This is a genomic window from Nonomuraea sp. NPDC049714 (assembly GCF_044465295.1).
Taxonomy (GTDB): domain Bacteria; phylum Actinomycetota; class Actinomycetes; order Streptosporangiales; family Streptosporangiaceae; genus Nonomuraea.
On sequence record NZ_JBITLM010000008.1, the window covers coordinates 208,292 to 230,313 of the forward strand.

Here is a 22,022-nt window from a genome sequence, read left to right on the forward strand (position 1 = left end):
ATGGACGACCGCCGGCGCTACGACAGGGCGACCGCGGCTCTTGAGCCGCCGTTCGCCATCCTCGACCTGGAGGCCTTTCACGCCAACGCCGCCGCTCTGGTACGACGCGCGGCCGGCAAGCCGATCCGGGTGGCGACCAAGTCGATCCGCTCACGGCCGCTGCTGGAACGCGTGCTGGCCATGGACGGCTTCCGTGGCCTGATGGCCTTCACCCTGCCGGAGGCGCTCTGGCTGGCGGAGCGGGGGTTCGATGACATCCTCGTGGCCTATCCGACGGTCGACCGGGAGGCCCTGGCCACGCTGGCGAGCAACGCCGAGGCCGCGGGGCGGATCACCCTGTCGGTGGACTCCACGGAGCAGCTGGCGTTCATGGACCATGCCGTGGCCGGGGTCCAGCCACGCCACGAGATCCGCATATGTATCGACATCGACGCCGGATTTGTCGCCCTTGGTGGGAAATTTCGGGCGGGTGCGCTTCGCTCGCCCGTCCGCGACGCCGACCAGGCGGCGGCCCTGGCCACCGACATCGCCAAACGCCCGGGGTGTCGCCTAGTCGGGCTCCTGGCCTACGAAGCGCAGATCGCCGGAGTCGGCGACGCCCCGCACACCGGCGCCGCCCGCGCCCGCGCGATCAGGCTCATGCAGGCCCTGTCGGCCAGAGAGCTGATCGTACGGCGCGGCCGCATCGTCAACGCCGTCCGCCAGATCGCCGACCTCGAATTCGTCAACGGCGGCGGCACCGGCTCCGTCGAACGCACCGTACGCGAGAAGGCCGTCACCGAGGTCGCCGCCGGATCAGGGCTCTTCCACCCGCGCCTGTTCGACTTCTACAGCCGCTTCACCGGCCGGCCCGCGGCCCTGTTCGCCCTGCCGGTGGTCCGCCGCCCCGCCCCCGGCACGGTCACCGTCCTCGGCGGCGGCTACCTCGCCTCCGGATCCGCCGGGCCCAGCCGGCTCCCCCAGCCGTACCTTCCCGCCGGCCTGCGCTACGCGCCGGACGAGGGCGCGGGCGAGGTGCAGACCCCCCTGCTCGGCCGGCCCGCCGAAGACCTCCGCGTCGGGGACCGGGTCTGGTTCCGGCACGCCAAGGCGGGCGAGCTGTGCGAACGCTTCGACACCCTCTACCTGGTGGAGAACGACACCGTCACGGAGTCCGTCCCCACCTACAGAGGCGAGGCCCGGACCTTCCTCTGACGGCCCTCTGACGGCCCTCTAACGGCGACGGCGGCGCCACAGCGCGATGGCCGCGCCCACCACCAGCACGGCGCCCAGCCCGATCAGCACCGGCGCCAGGTTGGGCGGCTCCTCGTCCCACAGCCGCTCCGGGTCGTCGCCGAACTCCACCGGCCGTGACCTCATCCCCAGGGCGTCGCTCACCGAGATCGCCAGACCCTCGGCCCGGGACCGCACATCCGCCACCGTGCGCCCGGCCACGCGCTTGGGGCTCACCCGGTCGGCGATGGCGTCGACCGTCTGCGCCAACTCAGCTCGCGTCCGCGCGATCCGCCGCTCCAACTCGTCGGGATCGGTGTCAGCCATGGCTCTCCTCTCGACCGCGCTCCTGGTCGTGCCCGCGCCGTCATGCGGGCACTGCCCGCTGTTGTCGTGATCAGTCTGTCAGGTCGGCACGACGTACGGCACCGCGGGCGGCCAGGTAGGTTTTCCTGGAAAAACACTGGAGGACCCATGACCGACACGAAGCTGGCGCCCGGCGACGCCGCACCCGACTTCACCCTGCCCACCGCGGACGGCGGCGAGGTCTCCCTCGACTCCTACCGCGGCAAGCGGGTGATCCTCTATTTCTACCCCGCCGCGATGACCCCCGGCTGCACCAAGCAGGCCTGTGACTTCCGCGACAACCTCGGCCAGCTCACCGCCGAGGGCTTCGTCGTCCTCGGCGTGTCGAAGGACAAGCCGGCCAAGCTCGCCAAGTTCGCCGAACACGACGCGCTGACCTTTCCGCTGCTGTCGGACCCCGAGCTGGCGATTCATCAGGCGTACGGCGCGTACGGCACCAAAAAGCTCTACGGCAAGGAAGTCGTGGGCGTCATCCGCTCCACCTTCGTCATCGACGCCGACGGCAAGATCGAGCAGGCCCTCTACAACGTGAAGGCCACCGGACACGTGGCGAGCCTGAAGAAGAAGCTCGGCCTGTCCTGATCCCCGGCTGCGGGCCCGACCTCCGGGCCCGCAATACTGGTAGCGCCGCACAATCGGAGGGCTAAACTATTTGAGGCCCCCTCGGCGGGGACTGCGCGGGCGTGGCGAAATGGCATACGCGGCAGGTTTAGGTCCTGTTGGTGGAGACACTGTGGGGGTTCGAGTCCCCCCGCCCGCACATCTATCCGATCGAGGCGCCACGGTTCCGACCGGCGTATGTCGCCGTCTGCGAATGGCAGTTCGGGCACAGCAACCTCAGGTTTTCCCGCCGGTTGTCGAGCGGGTCGCCATTGATATGGTCCACTTGCAGTGTCAGCGACGCGCCCTGCCACGTGTCTCCGACCCGGCATTTCTCACAGACCGCAGGGATCCCGATGCGTCCGAGAAGGCGGCGAAGCATCGCCCCCCGACTGCGACCAGATCCGGGGGGACGCAGCACCAGGAGTTTCGCCGGATCGCTCTGGAGACCTGTCGTACGGGAGTCCGTGAGCTCGCGCCCGAAATGTGAGGTGTCAATCTCATGGCGCGCGACACAACGGAGCACGCGCCTCCGATTCGTTTCATTGACCGGCAATCGCAAGCGACGCATCGTGTCAGCCACCGAGCAGGACGCGGCGACGGCGGCCCTGACAGCCTCCGAGTCCAGGTGGATCCGCTGGAAACCAGCCGGCTCCGCGATCCCGAAAGCGCGCAGCTGCCGGCGCACATCCTCGCGAACTCTCCCGCACTCGGTCACTCCGAGTCGCCGCAGGATCTCACGCATGCTCTTGGCGCCGCCTGCGACCTCTTCGAGAACAGCGCGTTCGAAGCGCTCGCAGTGGACAGGCTGAGACGCAGGCTCGTGCGAGAAGTGCGACGTGTCGATCCCCTCGGCCTTGATACGTCTGCTGATGTGCGAATGCGCTCCGCCACTTCGCCGTATCTCCAGGTGATCGAGAACGCCATTGACGCTTGTCGAAGCGGCCACCGCCTCGGACAGAAGATCCGCAGTGTACTTTATTCGGGAGGTGCGCCGGAAATGCGACGTGTCGAGACCCAGCTCATCTATTCTCCGCCGAATTCCAGCGCGCCGGCCGCCTGAGTTGTTGAGCCCCAGCGATGACAGGACTTCTGCTATCGAGCGCGCCTGCCTCACGCATCGGGCCAGCTCCTCCATGGTGACATCGCCGTACGACATGCGGGCAGCCTAGGCAGGCGCACTGACATTTCCCGATGACAGGAAATCGGCGCGGATTCCGTAAGATGAAAAATGGTTAATTAACCAGATTGGCCGGTTGTTCGCCTCTGGCGAATTGGCCGATCTGGGTGGCCGCTACCTTCCAGGCGCGTTCATCGGCCTCGGGGACGCTGCCCGCCACGTGTGGGGTGATCAGGACGCCCGGTGAGTGCCACAGCGGGTGGTCCGAGGGCAGGGGCTCGGGGTCGGTGACGTCGAGGATGGCGCGCAGGCGGCCGGACCGGGTCTCGGCGAGCAGGGCCTCGGTGTCGACGACGCCGCCGCGCGCCGCGTTGACGAGGATGGCGCCGTCTCGCATCCTGCTCAGGAAGTCCTGGCCGGCCAGGTGGCGGGTGTCGGCGGTCAGGGGGAGCATGAGGGCCACCACGTCGTGGGCGGGCAGCAGGCGCGGCAGGTCGTCCATGGCGCGGACGTCGTGGCGGGCGCGGCGGGCGACCATGGTGATCTCGACGCCGAAGGGCTCCAGGTGGGTGCGGAGCCGAGTGCCGAGGTCGCCAGCGCCGAGGATGAGGATCCTCTTGCCGGCCAGGGTCTCCGTCGGGCGCGGGTGCCAGCGGGCCTCGGCCTGGTTGGCCACATAGGTCGGGAGGCCACGGTAGACGGCGAGGAGGGTGGCGACCGTCCACTCCGCCACCGCGAGGCCGTGCGCGCCTCGGGCGCTGGAGAGGGCGACCTGGTCGGGGAGGCGGCCGGACAGCTGTTCGGTGCCGGCGCTGAGGGTCTGGACCAGGCGGAGCGAGGGAAGCTCCGTCACCAGGGCGAGTACGCGGTCCAGGGGGCGCGAGGGGACGACCATGACCTCGGCGTCCGAGGCTTCCGCGGGCAGCGGAGCCGTGACGTCGTAGAGGACGGGGCGGACGCCGGGCACGGCGGACAGGGCGGCGAGCCCGAGCTTCTGCGGCACAAGGGCCACCATGTCGCCGTTGTGCGTCTCTGACATGCGATCCCCTGGTTTCCGACGGCCGGCGTCACGTTCGTTCGCCTTGCGGGGAAACCTTAGCCCGTGCGGGTGGGGACGGGAGTGGCGAGGGTGGGCGTCGGCTTGGGAGGGCTGATCGACGACCCGTCGCTGGGCAGGGGCATCGGGTACGGGGCCGGATGGCGGCAGTAGGTGCCGCCGGGGACGGGCCGGCAGGCCGGGTGGTGAGGGGCGCGGTAGTCGGGCTGGAGGGGGCCGTAACGACGGTCCAGGGCCGGCCGCTCCCAGCTTCTGTAGGCATCGTGGGAGGTGAGGCTGCCGATCAGCAGGACGGCGCTGCCGCCGATCAGGCAGCCGACGATGAGGCCGATCAGGCCGGCGCCGATGATCTGGGCCGGCTTCTGACGGACGAAGTCCCGCCAGGAGCCAGGTTCCGGCGGCCGAGGTCCCGCCCATCCGGGGGCCGTGAAACCACTAGGCATGGGACCACCGGTGGACGTGGGACCACCGGGCACGGGACCACCGGGCCCGCCCGTCGCACGCCCGCCCTGAGCGAAATCGCCGGCCGCGTGGCCGGCCGCCGCGGGCCCGGCCATCGCGTGACCGCTCGTCGCATCGCCCGGCCTGGGACCGCCCTCCGCGTGACCGCCCTCTGCGGGATCGGCCGGCGTGTGGGCGCTGATCGTTGGGTCGTCCGCCGTCGTGCCGCTCGCCGTGGGTCTGTCCGTAGGTGAGGGGGAGACGTCGTGGGCGGGGTCCGGGGAGGGAGATGTCCGTGTGTCGTCGGACGCGCTCTGCGCGGCCCCCTCTTCGTGAGACGGGTCGCGCGGCGCCTCGCCACGCGACCCGTCTTCACGATCATGATCCGCCATCACGATCTCCCTTTACTCGCCCCGAGAGGCGCACCCAGGTACAAGATTGGCCTACCACTCGTAAGACCCGTGTAAGACCAGGGTCGTAGGCAAACATCCGCCTCAAGACTGACCAACCTCTCCCCATCCATACGTATCGTGATGATGTGTTCGGCAGGGTACGGGCGTGGTCCACGCGCCATGGGAAGCTGATGGACGCCCTGCGGGTGACTCCTCTGGCTCTGCTGTGCCTGTTACCGCTGGCCACGTACATCGACGCGCCGTCGAGTGGCTCGATGCCGCCGTTCAGCGTGCCTGTGTATCTGGGCGTCAGCCTGGCGTTGCTGCTGCCCCTGCTGTGGCGGGGGCGTCCGCTGGTGGTGTTCGCGGTCGTCTCGCTGATCAGCTTCGGTCAGTGGCTGGCGGAGTCGGGGGTGCTGCCGGCCAATCTGGCGGTGCTGGTGGCGTTGTGGTCGGTGGCCTACCGTGCCTCCTTCCGCTGGTCGCTGGCCGCCATGCTGGTGGCCGAGCTGGGGGTTTTCCTGGCCCTGGTGCAGTGGGACACGGCCACGCTGGGCATGTTCACCAGCGGTTCGATCTTCGTGGTGACGGTCTGGCTGACGGGCCTGTACGCCAACACGCGCAGGCGCTATCTGGAGAGCCTGGAGGAGCGGGCGATGCGGGCCGAGTTCGAGCGCGACCAGCAGGCCCGGATGGCGGCCGCCGCCGAGCGCGCCCGGATCGCCAGGGAGCTGCACGACGTGGTGGCGCACAATGTCAGCGTGATGGTGGTGCAGGCCGACGGCGCGGGCTACGCCATCGACGGCGATCCCGAGCAGGCGCGGCTGGCCGTACGCAACATCTCCAAGACCGGGCGTGAGGCGCTCGCCGAGATGCGCAGGCTGGTCGGGGTGCTGCGGGAGGACGAGAGCACCGAGTACACCCCGCAACCCGGGCTCGCGCAGTTGGAGGAGCTGGTGCGGGGCGCGGGCGTGCCCGCGCGGCTGCAGGTCGTGGGCACGCCGGCGGAGCTGCCCGAGGGCAAGCAGCTCGCTGTTTACCGGATCGTCCAGGAGGCGCTGACGAACGCGCTCAAGCACGGCGGCCCCGGCGTACGGGCGCTGGTCGAGCTCCGCTACTCCATGTTCGAGCTGGTGGTGCGGGTGACCGACGACGGGCGGGGCGCGGCGGCGGCGCTCGCGTCCGGCGGGCACGGGCTGGTGGGGATGCGGGAGAGAGTCACCATGTACGGCGGAGCGGTCACGGCCGGGCCGCGAGCGGGCGGCGGCTTCGAGGTGCTGGCGAAACTGCCGATGCCCGAGGCCAGGGCCGCGTAGAGCCTGCGAGGAGCGGCCAGTGATACGCGTGATGCTCGTCGATGACCAGGAGTTGCTGCGTGCCGGGTTCAGGATGGTGCTGGGCGCGCAGCCCGACATCGAGGTGGTGGCCGAGGCCGGGGACGGGCTGCGGGCGATCGAGGTGCTGAAGGACGTCGAGGTGGACGTGGTCCTCATGGACGTGCGGATGCCGAGGATGGACGGCGTCGAGGCGACCCGGCACATCACCGGGCCGAAGGTGCTCATCCTGACGACGTTCGACCTGGACGAGTACGCGTTCGCCGCGATCAAGGCGGGGGCCTCCGGGTTCCTGCTCAAGGACGTGCCACCCGCCGAGCTGCTGAGCGCCATCCGGTCGGTGCACGCCGGTGACGCCGTGGTGGCGCCGACCACGCTGAAGCGGATGCTCGGCAGGTTCGCCACCTACCTGCCGTCGGCGGCCCCGGCCGCGACCGCCGAGCTCACGCCGCGCGAGCGGGAGGTGCTGCTCATGGTGGCGCGGGGCCGCTCCAACCTGGAGATCGCGGCCGAGCTGGAGGTGGCGGAGGCGACGGTGAAGACGCACCTGGGCCGGGTGCTGGCCAAGCTGGGGGTCAGGGACCGGGCGCAGGTGGTGGTGTACGCCTACGAAGCCGGGCTGATCGTGCCGTCGCATCGGCCGAACGGCTGACGCGGGTCATCTGACGGCCTACACAAAGTCCCTCCTCAAGGCCCACAGAACTCGAAATTTCCGGCCATAGCGTGAGTCGCGGTCAAGAACAACAAGGAGCGAACGTGACTCTCACCGAAACCTGGCGACAGGCCCCACCCGCCGTGCTGGCCCAGGCCCTGACGAAGGTGTACGGCCAAGGCGACGCACAGGTGCACGCACTGCGCGAGGTGGACGTGGCCTTCGCCACCGGCGCCTTCACCGCGATCATGGGCCCGTCCGGCTCGGGCAAGTCGACGTTGATGCACTGCCTCGCCGGGCTCGACACCGCCACCTCCGGCACGGTGCACATCGGTGACGTGGAGGTGACCGGGCTCGGCGACAAGCAGCTCACCCTGCTGCGCCGTGAGCGGATCGGCTTCATCTTCCAGGCGTTCAACCTGCTGCCCACGCTGACCGCCGAGGAGAACATCCGCCTGCCGCTGGAGATCGCGGCACGCCAGCCGGACCAGCTGCTGTTCGACCGGGTGATCGACACCGTCGGGCTGAGGGACCGGCTGGGCCACCGGCCGGCCGAGCTGTCCGGTGGCCAGCAGCAGCGCGTCGCCGTGGCCAGGGCGCTGATCAGCAAGCCGCAGGTGATCTTCGCCGACGAGCCGACCGGCAACCTCGACTCGCGCAGCGGGGCGGAGGTGCTGTCGTTCCTGCGGACGTCCGTGCGGGAGCTCGACCAGACCATCGTCATGGTCACGCACGACCCGATGGCCGCGTCGTACGCCGACCGGGTGGTGTTCCTGCGTGACGGCGCGCTGGTCACCGAGATCACCTCGCCCACGCCGCAGTCCGTGCTGGACACGCTGATGAAGCTGGAGGCCTGACGTGGTGAAGACGGCCTGGGCCGGGCTGCGCGCGCACAAGCTGAGGCTGCTGCTCACCTCGCTGGCGATCGTGCTGGGGGTGGCGTTCATCGCGGGCACGTTCGTGCTGAACGACACCATCCAGGCAGGGTTCGGCCAGCGCGTCACGGCCGACGCCGAGAAGGTGGCGGTGGCCGTACTGCCTGGAGGGCCTGACAACAAGACGATCGCCCCGGAAACGCTGGACCGGGTGCGCGGCGTCGCGGGGGTGCGGGAGGCGCAGGGGCTGCTGCGCGGGCCCGCGCCGCTGCTGGGCAAGGACGGCAAGACAGCCGGGGACATGCCGACCACGGCCGTGTCGATCGTGCCGGGAGCGCTGGACCGCACCACGATCGTCACCGGCACCGGCCCGGGATCCGACGACCGGGCGGCCGTGCTCGACAAGAACACCGCCGAGGCCCAGGGGTTCCGGCTCGGCGACACGATCACGGTGCTGGACGCCAAGCAGCGCAAGCACACCTTCAAGCTCGTCGGCACCCTCGATCCCGGACTCGATCAGCAGCTGTCCTACACCGGCGTGGTCGGGTTCACCATGGCGACGGCGCAGCGGATGACCGGCGAGAAGGGCTTCCAGGAGATCGACGTCGCGGGCGCCGATCCCGTACGGCTGAAAGAGGCCGTCGCGGCGGCCGTCGGCGGCGCGCACGTGGTCAAGACCGGGACGGAGCTCGCCGCCGACCTGGCCAAGCAGGCCGGGGTGGAGATAGAGGTGCTGACCATCGGCCTGCTGATGTTCGGGCTGGTGGCGATGCTGGTGGCCACGCTGGTCATCTACAACACCTTCAACATCCTCGTCGCCCAGCGCACCAGGGAGATGGCGCTGCTGCGGTGCATCGGCGCGACGCGTGGCCAGGTGTTCGGCTCGGTCCTGATCGAGTCGGCGGTGGTCGGGCTGGTCGCCTCGGCGCTCGGCCTGGCCGCCGGGTACGGCCTGAGCGTGCTCACGCTGGCGGTGCTCGCCGCGTTCGAGGCGCCACTGCCGACGGACGCGGCGGTCACGCTCACGCCCGCAACGATCGCGATCGGCCTGGTACTCGGGCTCGTGGTGACCGTGGGTGCGGCGGTGCTGCCGGCCCGCACGGCCACCCGGGTCGCGCCGATCGCGGCGCTGCGCACGCAGGTGGAGGAGCAGACGTTCCGCGCCGGGGCGCTGCGCGTGGTCTTCGCGTCGCTGTTCCTGCTCGCGGGGCTGGGCGCGGCCGGCGTCGGCGCGCTGGCGCTGCCTCCCGGCGAGGACAGCTCGCTGTTCGTGGTGATGGCGGGTGGCGTGCTGACCTTCCTCGGGGTGCTGATCCTCGGACCGGTGCTGGTCAAGCCGATGAGCGCGCTGATCGGCTGGATCCCGGCCAAGCTCTTCGGCGTGCCCGGCCGGCTGGCCGTGGACAACTCCGGGCGCAACCCCAAGCGGGCCGCGACCACGACGGTGGCGCTGACCATCGGCGTGACGCTCATGACGCTGATCTCGGTGGTCACGGCGTCCACCCGGGCGACGGTGACGGTCAAGCTGGACGAGCAGTTCCCGGTCGACTACCAGCTCATCACCCAGGAACGCGACGCCACCATCCCCCGGACCATCGGCGAGGAGCTCCGGGGCAAGCCGGAGCTGGCGGCGGTGCTGCGGATCCGCGACACCCGGGCGTCGGTCGGCGGCATCAAGACCCAGGTCGGAACGTACAACGGGCCGATCGAGCCAGAGGTCCTGTCGGGCTCCATGCGGGACTTCGGGGCCGGCCAGGCGATCCTGGCGGACCACGCGGCCACCGATTTCGGCGTCAAGGTGGGCCACACGGTGTCCGTCAAGACCGAGCAGGCCGGGACGGTGCCGCTCAAGGTGGTGGCCATCGTCGACGCGGAGTCGCCGCTGCCGACGCTCACCATGGCCGAGCCGCAGTTCGAGGAGGCGTTCGGCGTGCTTGACGACAGCCTGGTGCTGCTCAACATCGGCGAAGGCGTCGCACCCGGACAGGCGCGCATCGTGGTGGACGCCGCGACCGCCGCGTACCCGACGGTCCAGGTGCAGAGCTCGACCGAGGTACGCGGGCAGTTCGACGAGACGCTCGACATGCTGTTGATGATCATTACGGGCCTGCTGGGGCTGGCCATCCTGATCTCACTGCTCGGCATCGCCAACACACTGTCCTTGTCGGTGTACGAACGGACCAGGGAATCGGCGTTGCTCCGGGCGCTCGGGCTGACCAGGCCCCAGTTGCGGCGCATGCTCTCGGTGGAGGCACTGGTGCTCGGGCTGATCGGGGCGCTGGTGGGAGTGGTGCTCGGGGTGTCGTTCGGGTGGGCGGCCTCGCGGGCGTTGATGGACGGAGCGGTCTTCTCCGCGTCCGCCGGGCAGATCGGGCTGTTCGTGGTGCTCTCGGGGCTGGCGGGGGTGGTGGCCGCGATCCTGCCCTCCCGGCGGGCGGCCAGGGCCTCGATCGTCGGCTCGCTGGCTGCGGGGTGATCGGTGGGCTCGGTATTGATGCCCTCGAATCCGATTTATGGCGATAAATCCGGATAGATGTAGGTGTGACGCCGCCGGGCCCGGCCCGGCGGCACCATGCGGAGGCCGGGCGTCCACGGGGGCAACGCCCGGCCCTGCGCAATCCCGCCCAAGATCCCCCGGGCCGCTGCCGGCCTGGCCATGACGACTCCGCCTCGCGATCAGGCGAGCGCCGCAGGCACGAGCCTCGGCCGAAGGATCCGCTGAGCCGGAACGCACTGCCTTCGTCAGCGGGTCCGGTGGCCGGGCCACAGCTCGGCCACCGTCTCCGGGTCGAGCAGGGGGCGGGCCGCCACCTCGCCCGTGCTGCCGTCGATCACGATGCAGCCGCCCCCCACCGCGTCCGGCAGTCTCACCGGGTCATCGGGCTCCAGCTCGCGGACCCAGGCGACATATCCCTCATCGAACCCGTAAATCCCCACCGAGTACGTCGCGTCCGCCGGCCGCACACCGTTGAAGTACTCCTCCGCCAGCGCCCGCGCCTGGTCCATGTTCATCGTGACTGTCCCTGCCTGTCGAGGACGACGCAGAACACCCCGGTCACCGTGGTGTACGGCGGCTCCACGGCCATGTGACCGCGCTGCGCGTCTATCCAGATCACCTCACCGTGGGAGTTGACCGCGTTCCACGCGTGCGTCCCGCCGCCGGGCCAGCGCACCACGATGACCGCACAGGCCCCGTGCCCGGCCTCCCGCAGCCGCCGCGCCACCATCGGGTACGCGTGTCTGCCCTGCCCGGCGTGCTGGAACCGCTGCCCCACCCAGCGTTCCATCCGCGCCGCGCTCCCGGCCTCACCGGTGATCAGCGGCCTGCCGATCTTGTCGTACTCGGGCATCCTCGGGGCGGACGCGGCCGGCTCTCCGTGCCAGGTGGACACCACGGCCAGCGCACAGTCGGCGGCGTTCGACGCCCGGAACGGATCGTCCGCCGGCCCGCCCCCATTGATCAGCCGAACCCAGGTGCCGCGCGGGTCAGGGAACCGAGCGCCCGGCGTCACGGCCGCCACCAGGTCCCGCTGCACCTGCGGGTCCGGCGCCACCAGCCCACCCGGCACACCGTACGGCCTGCTGTCGGCGAGCTTGGGCGGCCGATGCGGCCAGTCGAACCAGTCGTACGCGGCGGTGCCGCCTGCCCTCCCCCAACTCCCCGGGGCCACTGAACCGCCCCCACCCGTAGCCGGGCAACCGGCGTCAGCCGGGACCTCCACGGAAGACCCGGACGATGCCCCGGAGGCCCGCCCGTTTCCTGCAACGTCAGCCCGCCCCCCGCCGAAGGCGTCAGCCCGCCCATTCCCGGCAACGCCGGCCCGGCCGTTGCCGAAAGCGTCAGCCCGCCCGCCGTCCGAAACGCCGGCCCGGCCGTCAGTGTGGGCCGTCCCAGCTCCCGGCGTGGAGAATCGCGTCACCGTTCCCGGGGCTTCATTCGGAGCGGGCGCCTGATGGCCCGGCCCGTCGGCCGTTCCCGGTGCTGCTGTCCCTCCCGGGCCACCAACCGCCATGTCCGCCGCCCTGGCTGCCGAACGCCCGTCGGCAGGCGTACCGCCTCGACCAGACGCCTGGCTTCGAACGGGCGCACCGCCCCAACCGGCAGCACCGTTCGGCGCGGGAACGTCAGCGAGGGAACCCGACTGAGCAAAGGAGCCGTTCTGCGTGAACGGGCCGACCAGTGAGGGACTACCGACCCCAGCAGAGGAGCCCGTCTTACCCGAAGGACCCGCCTGAGAGCCGTTGCCCCCCTGAGCAGACGGGCCGCCCTGGAGGGAAGGGCCAGGCTGGTCTACCTGGCCGGACGAACCGCCCAGGGGAGAATCGCCACCCTGTGCGGACGACCCAACCCCAGCGGACGAACCGCCCGGTCGAGAGTCTCCGATCCGGACAGATGGGCCGATCTGAGGAGAAGTGCCGGCCTGGGCAGGGGAGGCCACTTGTGCGTAGGGGCCAACCCTGGGGAAGGCGCGAGCATACGCAGCGGGGTCGGCTCCTGGAGCAACCCGCTGGTCGCCGGCACTCCCCTGTGCGGCAGCGCCTCTGTGAGCAGCGCTGGCGGTGGCAGCTTCGCCGAAGCCTGGAGTTACGCTCCCGACCTGGGCTCCGGCTTGCCGAGGAGCGCCAGAGGCGGAGGCTGTCGCGGCGCTGGACGTTGCTGGCATGCCCTCGGACTGCGAATGTCCCAGGGGTTCTCGCGACGACACCCCCGTCGTGGCGTTTTCGCGAGACATATCGCCTGGTGCTGCGTTTCTTCGCGAACTGTCCGCGTGTGGATGTTCACGGGATGCGGCTTGGGGAGCTGAAGCCTCGACCGGCCAGGATCCGTTCGAGGTCACGCCTTGCTGCGAGCTCCCAGAACCTCGGGGCCTCGTGTACTGCTGGGGAGCCTCGGCCTCCTGCGGCCTTGCGCACTGGTGCGGGGTCTCGGAGCGCTGAGGCATCGTGTGCTGAACGCTGCCGGTCTGGTGAGAACCGGCACGCTGGTGGGCGCTACCGGGCTCTTGGGACGTGCTCGGAGCGGGCCAGTGAGGCAGGGCCTTGGACATGGCCGACGGCATCGCAGCTCGGTGCGGGGCGGGCGGTGGTGCGTGATCACCTGATGGTGCCGCCCGCCGGGCTGGGCCCTGATCAGGCTCATCGCGGAGTCCTGGTCCTCGTGCCGCAGCCGTATCCGGCGTCATCGGGCTCGAAGGGCCTTCAGGTCCTTCGAGCAGCGAGGGGTCCGGCCTGGCCCCGTTCCTGAACTGGCCATGGGGTAGCAGGCCGTCAGGAGGCTGGGCGTTGGGGAACGAGCCGCCTGAAAGGTGGTCGTCCTGAGGTCGCGAGTCCGGGGCTTGGCCGTCAGAGGTCAGGCCACCTCGCCACCGGCCGTCCGCCCGTCGCCATTGCGGCCCCTGCTCCGGCTCCTGTCCGTGCATGCCCTGCTCTGCCCGGCCCTGACCTCCGGGACCTTGACCTCCCGGTCCTTGCCCTTGTGGGGTGTGCCTGGCTGAGTGCTGGGCGTTGGAGCGCCGGCGGTTCGATGGCTGGTCGGTCTGTAGGTGGTCGCGTGGGCGAGGGCCGCCCAGCGGATTCTGGGCGGTCGGCGGGGATGGGCGGGTGGGTGCAGCCGGACCGGTGCGGGTTGGACCGGTGCGGGTCGGATCGGTGCGGGTGGAGTCGGTCGGGTCGGTAGGTGTGGAGTTGGTCAGGTCGGTGGGTGTGGAGTCGGGTGGGTCGGGGGTCGCGGCGCGCTCGTAGTCGAGCCATCTGACCCCGTCAGCGACCACGGGGTTGTACTGCCCCTCGGGAAGGACCCACCGGACGCTGGACTTTCGGTCGCGGAACACGTCCTGCCTCCTGTCATACTCGACGACCGATCGTAGGGGCGGCCACCACGAGGAAGAGGCAGAGTCAGGAAGATTCTCGGCCAGTACTGATGCCCGTACCAGCACAAACGCGGAGAACAGCGGGCCAACGAGGTCAGGTGGCGTGGACCGTGATGGTGTGCCAGCCGGTGGCGCCGTCGGGGGCGACCGAGGTGCGTTCCTCCGGCTGGGTGCGGCCGGCCGCGTCCGTGGCGCGTACCTCGATGGTGTGGTCGCCGGGGGTGGCGTCCCAGTCGAGCGCCCACTGCCGCCAGGTGTCCGGGCCCGGCACCTGGGCCAGCTTCGCCTTCAGCCACTCGCCCCGGTCGACGCGGACCTCGACGGCGGACAGGCCGGTGTGCTGGGCCCAGGCGACGCCGGCGATGGTGGTGCGGCCGGCGGTGACCTTGGAGCCGGGCAGGTCGATGCGGGACTGGACCTTGATGGGGCCTCTGGCCGCCCAGCCGCGTGGCGTCCAGTACGCCTCATCGGTGTCGAACCTGGTGACCTTGAGGTCCACGACCCACTTGGTGGCCGAGACGTACCCGTACAGACCCGGCACCACCTGCCGCACGGGGAAGCCGTGGTCGACGGGAAGGGCCTCGCCGTTCATGGCGATGGCGAACAGGGCGTCGCGGCCGTCCATGACGACGTCCAGCGGGGTGCCGCAGGTGAAGCCGTCGGAGGAGGTGGACAGGAGCATGTCGGCGTCGGACCGGACGCCGGCCTCGCGCAGCACGTCGGCCATCCGGACGCCGAGCCACCGGGCGTTGCCCACGTACGGCCCGCCGACCTCGTTGGAGACGCAGGCGAGGGTGATGTCGGCCTCGGTGAGAGGGCGCTTGAGCAGGTCGTCGTAGGTGATCTCGATGGGCCGGTCCACCAGTCCGTGGACGCGGAGGGTCCAGGTCCGCGGGTCGACCTGGGGCACGATGAGCGCGGTGTCGACCCTGTAGAAATCCGCATTTTTCGTGACAAAGGATGACAGGCCGTTGAGCTTGAAGTCCACGCCGGGCGGCAGCGCGGGAAGCGGCTGAGCAGGCGCGGGCAGGGCCACGCCGACCCTGGCGGCGTCCACGGCCTGCTGCCCGGCGAGGGTTCGTCCCAGCACCGTCGTGGCGCCCGCGACCACGACGCCGCCGGCGAGCCCGGTGATCAGCCGCCGCCGGTCGAACACGTACGCCTCACGACCCGCCCGCATGACGGCCGGCCGCTCAGGCTCGGCGGGCTCAGGCTCGGCGGGCTCAGGCTGGGCGGGCGACGGCGACTCGACGGCCCCGGCGCGGGCTCGCCCCATCAGCCAGACGAGCGCCAAGGCCCCCACCCCGACCCCGGCCACGGTGGGCAGAACGTCGGCCACCTGCGCGTCCGGCCTGGTCAGCACCGCCGGCACACCCAGGAGCGCGAACCCGGCCAGCCCCGCCAGGCCGTACCAGATACTGCGCCTGGCCAGCACCCCGATGACGGCGGCGGCCAGCGCGAGCAGCACGAAGACGCCACCGACGAGGACGACCTTGTCGTTCTCGCCGAACGTCCGGATGGCGAAGTCCTTCAGCGGCGCCGGCGACAGGTCCACCACCGCGTCGCCCACGGCCAGCACGGGGAAGGCCGCGGGGCTCACCAGCCCTGCCACCAGTTGCGCCACACCGAGAGCGACGCCCCCGGTGACGATTCCGGCCAGCGCGCCGGCCCAGGCGGGCACGTTCTCATTGCTCTGCACACTGATGACGCTACGCCGCCCCGGGCGCGGGGTTCTTACGCGGTGGTTACGAAGAGACCAGCTCGCGCACGATCGGGGCCAGGGCGTTGAAGGCGCGGCCCCGGTGGCTGATGGCGTCCTTCTCCTGCGGTGACAGCTCCGCCGTGGTGCGGGTGTCTCCGTCGGGCACGAAGATGGGGTCGTAGCCGAACCCGTTGGCGCCCCGCGGCGTGGAGACCAGCCGACCGGGCAGGAGTCCTTCGGCCACCCGTGACTCACCTGACGGCAGCGCCAGCGCGGCGGCGCAGGTGAAGTGCGCGGTCAGCTTGGCGGCGGGCACGTCGGACACCTGGGCGAGCAGCAGCTCCAGGTTGGCCCGGTCGTCGCCGTGCCGCCCGGACCAGCGGGCGGAGAACACACCGGGCATGCCGCCCAGCACGTCAACGCAGAGCCCCGAGTCGTCGGCCACCGCGGGCAGCCCCGACTGCTGGGCCACCGCGTGCGCCTTGAGCAGGGCATTCTCCTCGAAGGTGACGCCGGTCTCGGCGACGTCGCCGATCTCGGGGAACTCCTCCAGGCCGACGATGTCGAACCCGGACAGGATGCGGCGCAGCTCCGTGATCTTGCCGGGGTTGCGGGTGGCGAGCACGATCCTCATACGCCCAGCGCCTCCTGCTGGAAGAGGGTCAGCTCCTCGCAGCCGGCCACGGCGAGGTCGAGGAGCTGGTTGAGGACCGCGCGGTCGAACGGCGTGCCCTCGGCGGTGCCCTGCACCTCGACGAAGCTGCCGTCGCCGGTCATGACCACGTTCATGTCGGTTTCGGCCGCCACGTCCTCGACGTAGCAGAGGTCGAGCATCGGCACCGAGCCGACCACGCCCACGGAGACCGCGGCCACCGAGCCGATGAGCGGGTCGCCGGGGCACATCTTGCGCTCGCGCATCCACGCGACGGCGTCGGCCAGCGCCACGTACGCGCCGGTGATGGCGGCGGTACGGGTGCCGCCGTCGGCCTGCAGGACGTCGCAGTCGAGCACGATGGAGTTTTCCCCGAGCGCCTTGTAGTCGACGCAGGCGCGCAGCGAGCGGCCGATCAGGCGGGAGATCTCGTGCGTGCGGCCGCCGATCTTGCCGCGCACCGACTCGCGGTCGTTACGCGTGTTGGTGGCGCGCGGCAGCATGGCGTACTCGGCCGTCACCCAGCCCTGGCCGCTGCCCCGGCGCCAGCGCGGCACGCTGTCCTGGACGGAGGCGGCGCAGAGCACCCGGGTGCTACCGAATTCCACCAGCACCGAGCCTTCGGCGTGCGCGAGCCACTGCCTGGTGATGGTGATGGGGCGGAGCTGGTCAGAAGTGCGGCCATCCTGTCGTGACATGCGCATCACCCTATCTCCGTGACCCGACTCCGCCTGCCCTCAGGTCAGGTCGTAGACGGCGCCGCTGTGCGCCAGCTCGACCGGCCCGTCGTAGCCGCCTCTGCAGGCGTCGTCCATGACGACGGCCGGGTCGTTCCAGGGGACGAGGTGGGTCAGCACGAGCCGTCCGGTGCCCGCCTTGGCGGCGTGCTCGGCGGCCTGGCGGCCGGACAGGTGCAGCCCGACGGGCAGGTCGGGCTTGTCCACCAGCGACGCCTCGCACAACAGTATGTCGGCGTCGGCCGCCAGCTTGACCAGGTCGTTGGACTCGCCGGTGTCACCCGAGTAGGCGACGCTGCGCCCGGCGTGCTCGACGCGGAAGCCGTACGCCTCGACCGGGTGGTTGACCGTGGCGGCGGTCACCGTGAACGGGCCGACCTCGAAGGTGCCCGGCGCCAGCCCGGCGAAGTCGAAGGCGGTCTCCAGGCAGGGCTCCTCGGGCATGCCGTACGCGGCGGCCAGCCGCCTCGGGGCGTCCGCCGGCGCGTACACGGGCACGCGAGGGTACGGCGCGGCGGGGCCGTAGGTGCGGGCCACGTGATAGCCGCACAGGTCGAGACAGTGATCGGCGTGCAGGTGGGTCAGGCAGATCGCGTCGACGTCGTACAGGCCGATGTGGCGCTGGAGCGCGCCCAGCGACCCGCTGCCGAAGTCGAGCAGCATCCTGAACCCCTCGGCCTCCACGAGATAGCAGGACGCGGGGCTGTCAGGCCCGGGGAAGCTCCCCGAACAGCCGATGATGGTCACCTTCATGTGGGCCTCCCTTGTAGGTGGTACCCCCCACTGGTGCGACTTCGACCGCATCGATCTCCGGGCCCAGGAAGCGGCGCCCGAGCCGGGCGAAGAGCAGGGAGTCGCCGGTGGCGCGGAAGCGGTGCCGGGGGGTGGCTTCGCGTCCGACCGCCAGATCGCGGTCATGCAGAATGCGGTAGACGTCCTTGGCCGTCTCGTCGGCGCTGGACACCAGGGTCACCCCGTCACCGGCGACATAGGAGATGGCGCCGGTGAGCAGGGGGTAGTGGGTGCAGCCGAGGATGAGCGTGTCGCAGCCGGCGGCCTGGATGGGCTCCAGGTAGCCGCGTACGACCTCGATCAGCTCCTCGCTGGCCGTCTCGCCCCGCTCGACGTACTCCACCAGGCGTGGGGCGGCCACGCCGGTGAGTAGTACGTCGGGAGCCGCGGTGAAGGCGTCGTGGTAGGCCATCGACTCGATCGTGGCCTGGGTGGCGATCACACCGACTCTGCCGGTGCGGGTGGCCCGTACGGCCCGCCGGGTGGCGGGCTGGATCACCTCGACGACGGGCACGTCGTAGCGCTCGCGGGCGTCGCGCAGCACGGCGGCGCTGGCGCTGTTGCACGCGATCACGAGCATCTTGACGTCGTGCTCGACCAGGTGGTCCATCACTTCCAGCGCGTACGCGCGCACTTCGGCGATGCGTCTGGGCCCGTATGGCTGACGAGCTGTGTCGGCGACGTAGGTGATGGACTCGTGAGGCAGCTGATCGATGATCGCGCGGGCGACCGTCAGGCCGCCCACCCCGCTGTCGAAGATCCCAATACTCGCGTCCGGCACCCTTCAGAGGGTAGGCGACCTGCGGCATCTTCTCTGCGTAAGAATGCTCACACCGCGTGTGTCACCCGGTGTGTCGCCCGGCGGGTCACCCGCGCCCCACCCTCGCCAGCTGGCGTGACTGGGCGACGAGCCGGCCCGCGGCGTCCCAGGCCTCGACGTCCTCGTCGAACCAGCCGTCGGCGATGAGGCGGCCGCTGCCGATCAGGGTGAGGGGGCCGGGGGCGGGCAGCGCGCGCAGGTGCCAGGTGAGGTCGACGGTGGGCGCCCAGCCGCGCATCCCGGCGGAGAAGACCACGGGGGGCAGCGCGTCGATGGCCAGGGCCAGCACGAACGGGTCGGGATTTTGCGGCTCGGTCATCCGGAAGTAGGCGCGCGCCTCGGGCCTGCCGGTGGGCTCGCCGGTGAGCCAGCCGATCGTGGGCGGGTCGAACAGGAGCTCCATCTGGGCGTTCAGCGTCATGCCGGACTCGGGCTTGGGGTCGGGGAGTTTGACGCACTCTTCGGCGGGGGGCATGCGGTGTGTGGAAGGGGCCGCGTAGACCGGGTCGACGCCGTGCAGCGTGGCCGTGGTGACAAGACTCTCAATCTGCGCGACGCCGTCCTGGACGAGTGTGGCGCGGGTGAAGGCGGCGGTCCGGCCCGCCTTGAGCCGCTCGACGCGCACCTGCGCGGGGCCGGCGGCGGGCGACTTGTGGAACTGTGAGGTGGTGCTCACCGGGTGCTCGAACGGTGAGTCGTCCACCACCGCGCGCAGCACCACCGCCATGAGGTAGCCGCCGTTGAGCGGGCCGCCGATCGCGTAGCCGGGGTCTAGGCACACGTCGTAGGTGTTCTCGTCGACCCGGATGGCCTGCGTGGCCTCGTCGAACTTGGTCATCCGCCCCTGCCTGAAGTCTGGAACTATGTTCTAGCGCCCCATACTCTACGGCATCCACCCATCAGCGCGCCTACCTGCGAAAACGTGACAAGGCTGAGAAAGTTCGAGCATGGCGAGTGTTACCGAACTCATCGGACAGTCCGTCTGGGACGCCAACGGGGTGTGGATCGGTCACGTGGTCGACATCCGCGTCAGCAAGCACCGGGACGAGCCGCAACAGGCCGCCACGGTCTACGGCCTGCTGGTGTCGGCCCGGCGCGGGCCGCTGCTGCTCGGCCTCACCCACGACCGCGACGGCCGCCCCTCGTGGCTCTCCCGGATGGTAGGGCGCCTGATCTACGCCGGATGCACGTTCGTGCCGTGGACCAGCGTGCGGGAGTACAGCGACGGTGAGGTGCACCTCAGCAGCCTCCGCCAGGAGCTCAACCGGGCATAGGCCTCACTTCAGTACATTGCAAGCGCCCTTCTAGCAACATCAGATAGCTTCTCTGTGGTCATAAGTCCACACTGTGAGTTGAGTGATGTCTGCGAACAATCCCCCACGGGGCCAAGATCCTGACCGGACCACGGCGTACCGGTGGAACCAGGAGCAGCAGCCCGAGAACCCGCCGACGCCGCCCACGCCGCACGGCCAGCCGTACCCACCGCAGCAGCCGTACGGCCAGCAGCCGCAGTACGGCCAGCCACCGGCGCCGGGGCAGCAGGCCCCGCAGGGCCAGCAGGCGTCCTATGGCCAGCAGCCGCAGTACGGGCAGCAGCCCCAGTACGGCCAGCAGCCGCCGCAGGGGCAGCAGCCGGGTTACGGCCAGCAGCCGCAGGGACAGCAGCCCGGCTACGGCCAGCAGCCGCAAGGACAGCAGCCCGCCTACAACCAGCAGTACGGTCAGCAGCAGGCCTACGGCGGCCAGTACGGCCATCCGGACCAGGGCGGCGGCTGGCAGAACAACGGCCCCGAACTGCTCGGCACGGGCGGTGAGCCGCCCGCCAAGAGCCGCAAGGGCTGGATCATCGCCATCGCCTCCGCGCTGGCCGTGGTGCTGCTCGGCGGCGGCGCGGTCTGGGCTGTCGGCGCGCTCGGCGGCGGCGGCACGCAGCCGCACGAGGTGCTGCCCGCCGCCTCCATCGCCTACGTCCGCCTCGACCTGGACCCGGCCGCCAACCAGAAGCTGGCGCTGTTCCAGATCGCCCAGAAGTTCACTGTCACCAAGGACAGCTTCCAGGGCGAGGACCCGCGTCAGGCGCTGTTCGACGCCATGAAGAAGGACGGCGGCGACGACCTCGCCAAGCTCGATTTCCTCAAGGACGTCGACCCGTGGCTCGGCAGCCGGGTGGGCCTCAGCGTGCTGCCCTCCGGCGGCGAGCAGCCGGACTTCGCCCTGGCCATCCAGGTCAAGGACGAGGAGGCCGCCAAGGCCGGCATCACCAAGATGATGGACGGGGAGAAGTACGGGCTGGCGTTCCGCGACGACTACGCCCTGATCTCCACCAGCCAGCAGCTCGCCGACCAGTACGCGGCCGAGGAAGGCAGCCTGGCCGACAACGCCGAGTTCAGCGACGACCTGGCCGCCATGGGCGAGCAGGGCGTGCTGTCCTTCTGGACGCACCTCGGCAAGCTGGGCGAGCTCGCCAAGAGTGAGCTGACGGCGGAGCAGACCAAGATGTTCGACCAGATCAAGACGGCCCGGTTCGCGGGCGCGCTCCGGTTCGACAGCGGCTACGCCGAGCTCGCCGGCGTGGTCCGAGGCGGCCAGAACCTCACCAAGGGCGCTGAGCTGCCCGGCTCCTCCCTGGCCGCGCTGCCCGCCTCCACCGCGGGCGCGTTCTCGATGTCGGGCCTGGACCAGCTCATCACGACCCAGTGGGCCGAGATCGAGAAGCAGGCCGCCGCGACGCCCAGCGGCGCCCAGTTCAAGCAGTTCGTCGAGCAGGCCAAGACCCAGTTCGGCCTCCAGCTCCCCGATGACCTGGCGACCGTCCTGGGCAAGAACTTCACCATCGCGCTCGACAGTGAGGGGCTCGACACCAACCAGCTGAAGGGCGGCGTCCGGATCGCCACGGACCCGGCCAAGGCTCAGGCCGTGCTCGACAAGGTCCTCAAGGCCGCGACGGCCAACGGCCAGCAGGCGCCCCAGATCGCCAAGGTCGCCGGGGACGGCGTCTTCACCGTGGCCACCACGGACGAGTACGCCAAGAAGCTCGCCGAGGACGGCGCCCTCGGTGACAACGAGACCTTCCAGATCGCCATCCCGGACGCGGATGCGGCCACCTACGGCCTGTTCGTGGACCTGGACAAGGTCGAGAAGCTCTACCTGGCGGACATGCAGGGCGACGCGAAGGCCAACGTCCAGGTCCTTCGGGCCGTCGGCCTGAGCGGCACGCAGACGGACACCGAGGCCACGTTCTCGCTGCGGGTCCTGTTCAACTAGTGACAACGCTGTTCAACTAGGACGACGCTGTTCGACCAGTGACAACGCGAAGGGGGGGGGGGGCCCGCCCCCCGGGCCCGCGCCCGGCCGATCAGGGGCGGCCATCCCGGGCCGTCCGCCCGCAGCCCCCCCCCGC

The 22,022-nt window shown here is 70.6% G+C and carries 21 protein-coding genes and 1 tRNA gene; 10 read left to right on the forward strand and 12 right to left on the reverse strand.

The genetic code is table 11. The features are described 5' to 3' along the window. Positions 1-1,194, forward strand: coding sequence for an amino acid deaminase/aldolase (locus tag ACIBQX_RS29660; RefSeq protein WP_397010158.1), 1,194 nt, complete (start codon positions 1-3; stop codon positions 1,192-1,194). 18 nt (positions 1,195-1,212) lie between these two features. Here ACIBQX_RS29660 and ACIBQX_RS29665 read toward each other — a convergent pair whose 3' ends face one another. Continuing rightward, on the reverse strand, positions 1,213-1,539 hold the full coding sequence (locus tag ACIBQX_RS29665; RefSeq protein ID WP_397010160.1) for a DUF3618 domain-containing protein: 327 nt from the start codon (positions 1,537-1,539) through the stop codon (positions 1,213-1,215). 147 nt (positions 1,540-1,686) lie between these two features. On the opposite strand from ACIBQX_RS29665, the gene bcp reads away from it, so the two are divergent. Next, positions 1,687-2,160 (forward strand): thioredoxin-dependent thiol peroxidase, encoded by a 474-nt coding sequence (gene bcp, locus ACIBQX_RS29670; protein ID WP_397010162.1) that lies wholly within the window; start codon positions 1,687-1,689, stop codon positions 2,158-2,160. A 95-nt stretch (positions 2,161-2,255) separates the two neighbouring features. Then, a tRNA-Leu gene (locus tag ACIBQX_RS29675) sits at positions 2,256-2,338 on the forward strand. Positions 2,339-2,341: 3 nt separating this feature from the next. On the opposite strand, the gene ACIBQX_RS29680 is transcribed toward ACIBQX_RS29675, so the two are convergent. After that, on the reverse strand, positions 2,342-2,749 hold the full coding sequence (locus tag ACIBQX_RS29680) for an HNH endonuclease (protein ID WP_397010734.1): 408 nt from the start codon (positions 2,747-2,749) through the stop codon (positions 2,342-2,344). Here ACIBQX_RS29680 and ACIBQX_RS29685 point away from each other — a divergent pair. Continuing rightward, positions 2,681-3,241, forward strand: a complete 561-nt coding sequence (locus tag ACIBQX_RS29685; protein ID WP_397010746.1) for a hypothetical protein — start codon at positions 2,681-2,683, stop codon at positions 3,239-3,241. The genes ACIBQX_RS29680 and ACIBQX_RS29685 overlap by 69 nt on opposite strands. Before the next feature lie 172 nt (positions 3,242-3,413). Here the strand turns inward: ACIBQX_RS29685 and ACIBQX_RS29690 are convergent, their stop codons facing one another. After that, a complete protein-coding gene (locus ACIBQX_RS29690) occupies positions 3,414-4,337 on the reverse strand; it encodes a 2-hydroxyacid dehydrogenase (RefSeq protein ID WP_397010164.1) in 924 nt (307 codons plus the stop codon). A 56-nt stretch (positions 4,338-4,393) separates the two neighbouring features. After that, positions 4,394-4,798, reverse strand: a complete 405-nt coding sequence (locus ACIBQX_RS29695) for a hypothetical protein (RefSeq protein WP_397010166.1) — start codon at positions 4,796-4,798, stop codon at positions 4,394-4,396. A 536-nt stretch (positions 4,799-5,334) separates the two neighbouring features. Between ACIBQX_RS29695 and ACIBQX_RS29700 the strand changes: the two genes are divergently transcribed. The 4 genes from ACIBQX_RS29700 to ACIBQX_RS29715 all read left to right on the forward strand — a co-directional run bounded on the left by ACIBQX_RS29700 (position 5,335) and on the right by ACIBQX_RS29715 (position 10,525). Beyond that, the gene (locus tag ACIBQX_RS29700; RefSeq protein WP_397010168.1) at positions 5,335-6,504 is read left to right on the forward strand and encodes a sensor histidine kinase; all 1,170 of its coding nucleotides are present in this window, start codon (positions 5,335-5,337) and stop codon (positions 6,502-6,504) included. A gap of 19 nt (positions 6,505-6,523) precedes the next feature. Continuing rightward, positions 6,524-7,174 carry a response regulator gene (locus tag ACIBQX_RS29705; RefSeq protein WP_397010170.1) on the forward strand — a complete coding sequence of 217 codons (651 nt, stop codon included), beginning with the start codon at positions 6,524-6,526 and terminating at the stop codon, positions 7,172-7,174. A gap of 104 nt (positions 7,175-7,278) precedes the next feature. Then, positions 7,279-8,031, forward strand: a complete 753-nt coding sequence (locus ACIBQX_RS29710; protein WP_397010172.1) for an ABC transporter ATP-binding protein — start codon at positions 7,279-7,281, stop codon at positions 8,029-8,031. Between the two features lies 1 nt (position 8,032). Next, the gene (locus tag ACIBQX_RS29715) at positions 8,033-10,525 is read left to right on the forward strand and encodes an ABC transporter permease (RefSeq protein WP_397010174.1); all 2,493 of its coding nucleotides are present in this window, start codon (positions 8,033-8,035) and stop codon (positions 10,523-10,525) included. Between the two features lie 266 nt (positions 10,526-10,791). Here the strand turns inward: ACIBQX_RS29715 and ACIBQX_RS29720 are convergent, their stop codons facing one another. From ACIBQX_RS29720 to ACIBQX_RS29755, 8 genes are all read right to left on the reverse strand, one after another. Continuing rightward, on the reverse strand, positions 10,792-11,061 hold the full coding sequence (locus tag ACIBQX_RS29720; RefSeq protein WP_397010176.1) for a hypothetical protein: 270 nt from the start codon (positions 11,059-11,061) through the stop codon (positions 10,792-10,794). Then, complete coding sequence (locus ACIBQX_RS29725; RefSeq protein ID WP_397010178.1) at positions 11,058-11,720, reverse strand: toxin glutamine deamidase domain-containing protein; 663 nt, start codon at positions 11,718-11,720, stop codon at positions 11,058-11,060. The genes ACIBQX_RS29720 and ACIBQX_RS29725 overlap by 4 nt, the downstream gene beginning before the upstream one ends. A 2,293-nt stretch (positions 11,721-14,013) precedes the next feature. After that, positions 14,014-15,618: a molybdopterin-dependent oxidoreductase gene (locus ACIBQX_RS29730; protein WP_397010180.1), complete on the reverse strand. Its 1,605-nt coding sequence runs from the start codon at positions 15,616-15,618 to the stop codon at positions 14,014-14,016. A 46-nt stretch (positions 15,619-15,664) separates the two neighbouring features. Beyond that, positions 15,665-16,255, reverse strand: coding sequence for an RdgB/HAM1 family non-canonical purine NTP pyrophosphatase (gene rdgB, locus ACIBQX_RS29735; RefSeq protein WP_397010182.1), 591 nt, complete (start codon positions 16,253-16,255; stop codon positions 15,665-15,667). Continuing rightward, positions 16,252-16,971, reverse strand: a complete 720-nt coding sequence (gene rph / locus ACIBQX_RS29740) for a ribonuclease PH (protein WP_397010184.1) — start codon at positions 16,969-16,971, stop codon at positions 16,252-16,254. The genes rdgB and rph overlap by 4 nt, the downstream gene beginning before the upstream one ends. A 39-nt stretch (positions 16,972-17,010) precedes the next feature. Further along, the gene (locus ACIBQX_RS29745) at positions 17,011-17,763 is read right to left on the reverse strand and encodes an MBL fold metallo-hydrolase (RefSeq protein WP_397010186.1); all 753 of its coding nucleotides are present in this window, start codon (positions 17,761-17,763) and stop codon (positions 17,011-17,013) included. Continuing rightward, the gene (gene murI / locus ACIBQX_RS29750) at positions 17,717-18,583 is read right to left on the reverse strand and encodes a glutamate racemase (RefSeq protein WP_397010188.1); all 867 of its coding nucleotides are present in this window, start codon (positions 18,581-18,583) and stop codon (positions 17,717-17,719) included. Before murI ends, ACIBQX_RS29745 begins: the two co-directional genes overlap by 47 nt. 85 nt (positions 18,584-18,668) lie before the next feature. Then, the gene (locus ACIBQX_RS29755; RefSeq protein WP_397010190.1) at positions 18,669-19,460 is read right to left on the reverse strand and encodes a thioesterase family protein; all 792 of its coding nucleotides are present in this window, start codon (positions 19,458-19,460) and stop codon (positions 18,669-18,671) included. Positions 19,461-19,569: 109 nt separating this feature from the next. Here ACIBQX_RS29755 and ACIBQX_RS29760 point away from each other — a divergent pair, with 109 nt between their 5' ends. After that, positions 19,570-19,896 carry a hypothetical protein gene (locus ACIBQX_RS29760; RefSeq protein WP_397010192.1) on the forward strand — a complete coding sequence of 109 codons (327 nt, stop codon included), beginning with the start codon at positions 19,570-19,572 and terminating at the stop codon, positions 19,894-19,896. A gap of 85 nt (positions 19,897-19,981) precedes the next feature. Beyond that, positions 19,982-21,886 (forward strand): DUF3352 domain-containing protein, encoded by a 1,905-nt coding sequence (locus ACIBQX_RS29765; RefSeq protein WP_397010194.1) that lies wholly within the window; start codon positions 19,982-19,984, stop codon positions 21,884-21,886. The last annotated feature ends 136 nt before the right edge of the window (positions 21,887-22,022 follow it).